The following is a 4,733-nucleotide window of genomic DNA, read 5'->3' on the forward strand; positions in this document are numbered from 1 at the left end:
CTCTCAGTGAAGTTCGCGGATAGAACCCCTCATCCGGCGCTTCGCGCCACCTTCTCCCACAAGGGGAGAAGGAAGAAAGGTGTCCCATGGAAGGCGTCACGATCGTCGATCATCCGCTGGTGCAGCACAAGCTGACGCTGGTGCGCGACAAGTCCATCTCGACAAAGTCGTTCCGGGAGCTGATCAAGGAGATCGGCATGCTCTTGTGCTACGAGGTGACGCGCGATCTGCCGCTCGCCGACACCGTCATCGAGACGCCGCTGGCGACGATGCATTCGGCCAAGATCGCCGGCAAGAAGCTGGTGTTCGTGCCGATGCTGCGCGCCGGCACCACCTTCGTCGACGGCATGATGGATCTGGTGCCGACCGCGCGCGTCGCCCATATCGGGCTCTACCGCGAGCCGCACAGCTTTGCCGCGGTCGAGTATTTCTTCAAATCGCCGTCCGATCTCAGCGAGCGCCTCGCCATCGTGGTGACGCCTGTCGTTGCCACCGCCAACACGGCGGTCGCCGCCATCGACCGGCTGAAGGAGCGTGGCGCGAAGGATATCCGCCTCGCCTGCCTGATTGCGGCGCCTGAAGGATTGGAGCGGCTGCGGGGCTTGCATCCAGACGTGCCGATCTGGACCGCGGCCGTGGACGAAGGCCTCGACGAGACCGGCTTCATCGTGCCCGGCCTCGGCGATGCCGGCGACCGCGCCTACGGGACGCGGTAAGTTAAATCTTCCCGCTGCCGCAGATCAGCTTCAGCGACTGCCACTCCTTGTCCGTCAGCAGCGGCGGGCCGGAGGCCGGGCGATCTTCTTTCGTCATGCGCGCGAGGCGGTCCTCGGTCAGCGGATGGCTGGCGAGGATCGTCGTCAGCTTCGAGCCGCCTTCCTTGCCGGTGATGCGGTACATCAGCTCGAACGCGGGCTTTGGCGAGCGGCCGAGCTTGTGCATGACCTCGATCGCGAACGTATCGGCGGCGGTCTCGGCCTCGCGCGAATAGGAGGCTTCGACCACGCTGCGCGAGGCGAAGATCACGGCGGACGAGCCGGTGACGTCGCCGAACAACAGGCCGATCAGGAACGAGGTGCCGCCGTTGTAGATCAGGCCGCGCATGTTGTCGTAGTGCTTGAGATGGCCGAGCTCGTGGGCGAGGATGCCGGCGAGCTCGTCGGGATTCTGCGCCTTGTCCAGCAGGCCCCTCAGCACATAGACCTTGCCGCCCGGTAGCGCGAAGGCATTCGGCACCGCAGTCGGCAGCACGCCGGCCGTCATGGAATCGTCGTCGAGGCCGGCGGCATCACGCAGGCGGTTGACGAGCTTGGTGAACGCGGCCTTGCCGGCGGGATCTTCGCACGCCTTGCCGCCGAAGATGGTTTTGACCTGGACTTCGGAGGCGTCGCCGATGCGCCGCTCGATCGGCTTCGGCACCAGCGGCGCGAGACGGTCGGCGGCGAGCGGCACGCCGAACAGCACGACGCTGACGATGGAGACGGTGGCAGCCACCGACCAGCCGACGATCTTCGCGACGCCGCGGCGCGAGGTCCGGTGCTCGTCGAGCCGCAGGCAGCGGGCGGTGACGTCGGCTGCGAGCGCCGCGTCGCGGATCTCGAGCCGCGCCAGCGGAGGCGCGGCGGTACAGGCCAGACGCAAGATCCCTGGCGGACTGTCGGCACGGCGGATGTCGGCATAGGCCCAGCGAACCGGTGCCTCGCCCTCCTCCGCGATCTCCAGCGCATCACCGAACGTCAGCGTGACCTGCCGCCTGCGGCTCGAGGTGCCGTCGAAGAAGATGGTCGGCTTGGTGGACTGCGCCGGGGTGTCGGCGAACACATCACTCACAGCTTAGAATCCCGCGACATCGAGCCCATCGGCAAAACCTTCGCCGAGCGCGCTGGCAAGCTGGCCGCTGCCGCGCACATCCGCCGCGGCCGCGATGTCGTGCACCTCGACGGTTTCCAGCACCTTGGCCCAGAGATCGCGCTGCAGATAGACGCGCATCACGATATTGATCGCGAGCGCCAGGGCGAGATAGCCGATGACCATCATCACCACCATCGGGATGCTCGTGACGGCATTGTCGGAGCCGAGCATCTGCTCAGCCGGAACGCCGCTCAGCTGGACCAGCAACAGGGCACCGCCGCCCATATAGGCCGAGAAGGCCATCGTGAGCAGCATCCACCAGCCGATCATTTTCCAGTACAGGCCGTAGAAGGCGTCATGAGGCAGGTTGGAGGACAGGCTGACGCCGCCGATGCGGATGCCGTCGAGCCACCAGCGCCACTGGCGCGCCTTGAACTCGGCATAGAAGAACGGCGCGAGCGGAAAGATGAAGAGCGCGATCGGGCTGAGTAGCCACAGCCACCAAGCGCGCTTGAAGAAGGTCCAGCCGTCGCCCTCGAAATCGCCGCGCAGATCGCCGTAATGGCTGTGCTGCATCTTGTAGCGCTCCAGCGCGGCCTCGCGCCACGGCAGCGCCAGGCCGAGCGTGAGCAGCACCAGCAAGCCCCACGCCATGGCGCGGAACGAATAAGCCCAGCCCGAGCCGTCCATCCAGAAGCGGACGCCACGCCACACCGTGCGCGTCAGCCGGTAACGCCGCGCCCGAAAGATCGCGAACTGGCCGAAGGCGTAGAAGCCGATGAACAGCGGCGTCGAGGCAAAGCCCTGCCAGCGCTCGAACTCGATGCCGATCAGGAAGTAGGCGAGGTAGATCGGCAGCAGGATCGCGAGCGCGAACAGGAAGCCGACCAGCAGCTCCTTGGCCCGGCCGGTATATTCGGCGGCATCGCCGTCGATCGCGGTGTTCGCCCACAGATGGCGGCGAATGTCGGTGACGAGCCAGAAGCGGTAGAAGCCGAAGGTGACGAGCTCCAGCATGGCACCCTTGGTGACCATTTTCCGGAACTCGGAGCGATTGCCGGTGAAGTCCACCCGCGTCGGCGGCAGCGGCGGCGGAATCGGCTCGGAGCCGACAGGGGTCCATTGCATGTCGTTCACGGCGGCAACCTCGGGATGCGGTCTCGATCCGGTCAAACTATAGATCAGGGATTGGTCGGCCCCCAAGCTGGCGGGGTTCGATTTACCTCGATTCCAGTCGGTTTCTGGCACGATTTCACGACAAACGGTGTGCGGGGGATCACGTTGTGAGGTCGGTAGCCCGGATGGAGTGGAGCGCAATCCGGGACAGTATCGATTGCGACTCGAATCCCGGATTACGCTTGCGCTCCATCCGGGCTACGCATTCCCCTCTCGCTGGGCCTGGATGTGGCAAAACTCGCCCTTGCTCCGGCGCAGACAACCGGCTGTAATTGCAAATCAAATACCGCAGCGCAGAATTCAACGAGAACGCGCGGTTCATGCCAGGGAGAACGGTCATGCATGGGACCATCGAGAGCGCGGCCAAGCTCGACGCATTGCGCGAGCGTGCGTCCACGTTGCCGCTGGAGCAATTCGATCCGGGCGATCCCGAGTTGTTCAGGACCGATACGTTCTGGCCGTATTTCGATCGGCTGCGCCGCGAGGATCCCGTGCACTATTGCAAGGACTCGATGTTCGGGCCGTACTGGTCAGTGACGCGCTACAACGACATCATGGAGATCGAGACCAACCATGCGGTGTTCTCCTCGGCGTCTTCGCTCGGTGGCATCACCATCCGCGACATCGACCCGGATCTGCGCCGCGAGAGCTTCATCTCGATGGATCCGCCGCGCCACGCGGCGCAGCGCAAGACCGTGGCGCCAATGTTCACGCCGACGCATCTGGACAATCTCGCGCTCAACATCCGCAAGCGCTCGGCCGAGTGCCTGGACAATCTGCCGCGCGGCGAGGTGTTCGACTGGGTCGACCGCGTCTCGATCGAGCTGACCACGCAGATGCTCGCAGTGCTGTTCGACTTCCCCTGGGAGGATCGCCGCAAGCTGACGCGCTGGTCGGATATCGCCACCACGATCCCCGGCCCCGACGGCCTCGTCGCCACCGAGGACGAGCGCCAGGCCGAGCTGACCGAATGCGCCGGCTATTTCGCGCGCCTGTGGAAGGAGCGCATCGCGCAGCCGCCGAAGAGCGATTTGCTCTCGATGATGGCGCACGGCGCCGCGACGCGCGACATGGATGCCAAGAACTTCCTCGGCAATCTCGTGCTTTTGATCGTCGGCGGCAACGACACCACGCGCAACACCATGTCGGGCTCGCTGCTCGCACTGAGCCAGCATCCTGAGCAATATCGCAAGCTGCGCGAAAATCCTGATCTGCTCGACAGCTTCGTGCCCGAGGTGATCCGCTGGCAGACGCCGCTGGCCCATATGCGCCGCACCGCGCTCTCGGACTTCGAGTTCCGCGGCAAGCAGATCAAGAAAGGTGACAAGGTCGTGATGTGGTACGTCTCGGGCAACCGCGACGAGGAGGCGATCGAGAAGCCCTACGAATTCATCATTGACCGCGCCCGCCCCCGCACGCATCTCTCCTTCGGCTTCGGCATCCACCGCTGCGTCGGCTTGCGACTTGCCGAACTCCAGCTCAAGATTATCTGGGAAGAGATCCTGAGACGGTTCGACCATATCGAGGTGGTCGGCGAGCCGAAGCGGGTGTATTCGAGTTTCGTGAAGGGTTTGGAAGAACTGCCGGTGAAGATCGCGGCGTGAGTTTGAGCTACAACGGCGGGAATGCTGTGCTCCCTCTCCCGCTTGCGGGAGAGGGTTGGGGAGAGGGTATCTCCGCAATGGGACCGCCCCCAAGAGGAGAAA

Annotated in this window: 4 protein-coding genes; 2 read left to right on the forward strand and 2 right to left on the reverse strand. The window is 64.7% G+C overall.

Annotated elements, in window-relative coordinates; translation table 11 throughout:
- Positions 1 to 86 precede the first annotated feature (86 nt).
- Complete coding sequence (gene upp / locus SE92_RS17590; protein ID WP_063196952.1) at positions 87 to 716, forward strand: uracil phosphoribosyltransferase; 630 nt, start codon at positions 87 to 89, stop codon at positions 714 to 716.
- A 1-nt stretch (position 717) separates the two neighbouring features.
- Here the strand turns inward: upp and SE92_RS17595 are convergent, their stop codons facing one another.
- Both SE92_RS17595 and SE92_RS17600 read right to left on the reverse strand, forming a co-directional pair.
- The gene (locus SE92_RS17595; protein WP_063196953.1) at positions 718 to 1,830 is read right to left on the reverse strand and encodes a M48 family metallopeptidase; all 1,113 of its coding nucleotides are present in this window, start codon (positions 1,828 to 1,830) and stop codon (positions 718 to 720) included.
- Between the two features lie 3 nt (positions 1,831 to 1,833).
- Positions 1,834 to 2,988: a DUF898 family protein gene (locus SE92_RS17600; RefSeq protein WP_063203600.1), complete on the reverse strand. Its 1,155-nt coding sequence runs from the start codon at positions 2,986 to 2,988 to the stop codon at positions 1,834 to 1,836.
- 377 nt (positions 2,989 to 3,365) lie between these two features.
- On the opposite strand from SE92_RS17600, the gene SE92_RS17605 reads away from it, so the two are divergent.
- Positions 3,366 to 4,631, forward strand: coding sequence for a cytochrome P450 (locus SE92_RS17605; protein WP_063196955.1), 1,266 nt, complete (start codon positions 3,366 to 3,368; stop codon positions 4,629 to 4,631).
- The last annotated feature ends 102 nt before the right edge of the window (positions 4,632 to 4,733 follow it).

This window comes from Bradyrhizobium sp. AT1 (assembly GCF_001590795.1).
In the GTDB taxonomy this organism is placed as follows: domain Bacteria; phylum Pseudomonadota; class Alphaproteobacteria; order Rhizobiales; family Xanthobacteraceae; genus Bradyrhizobium.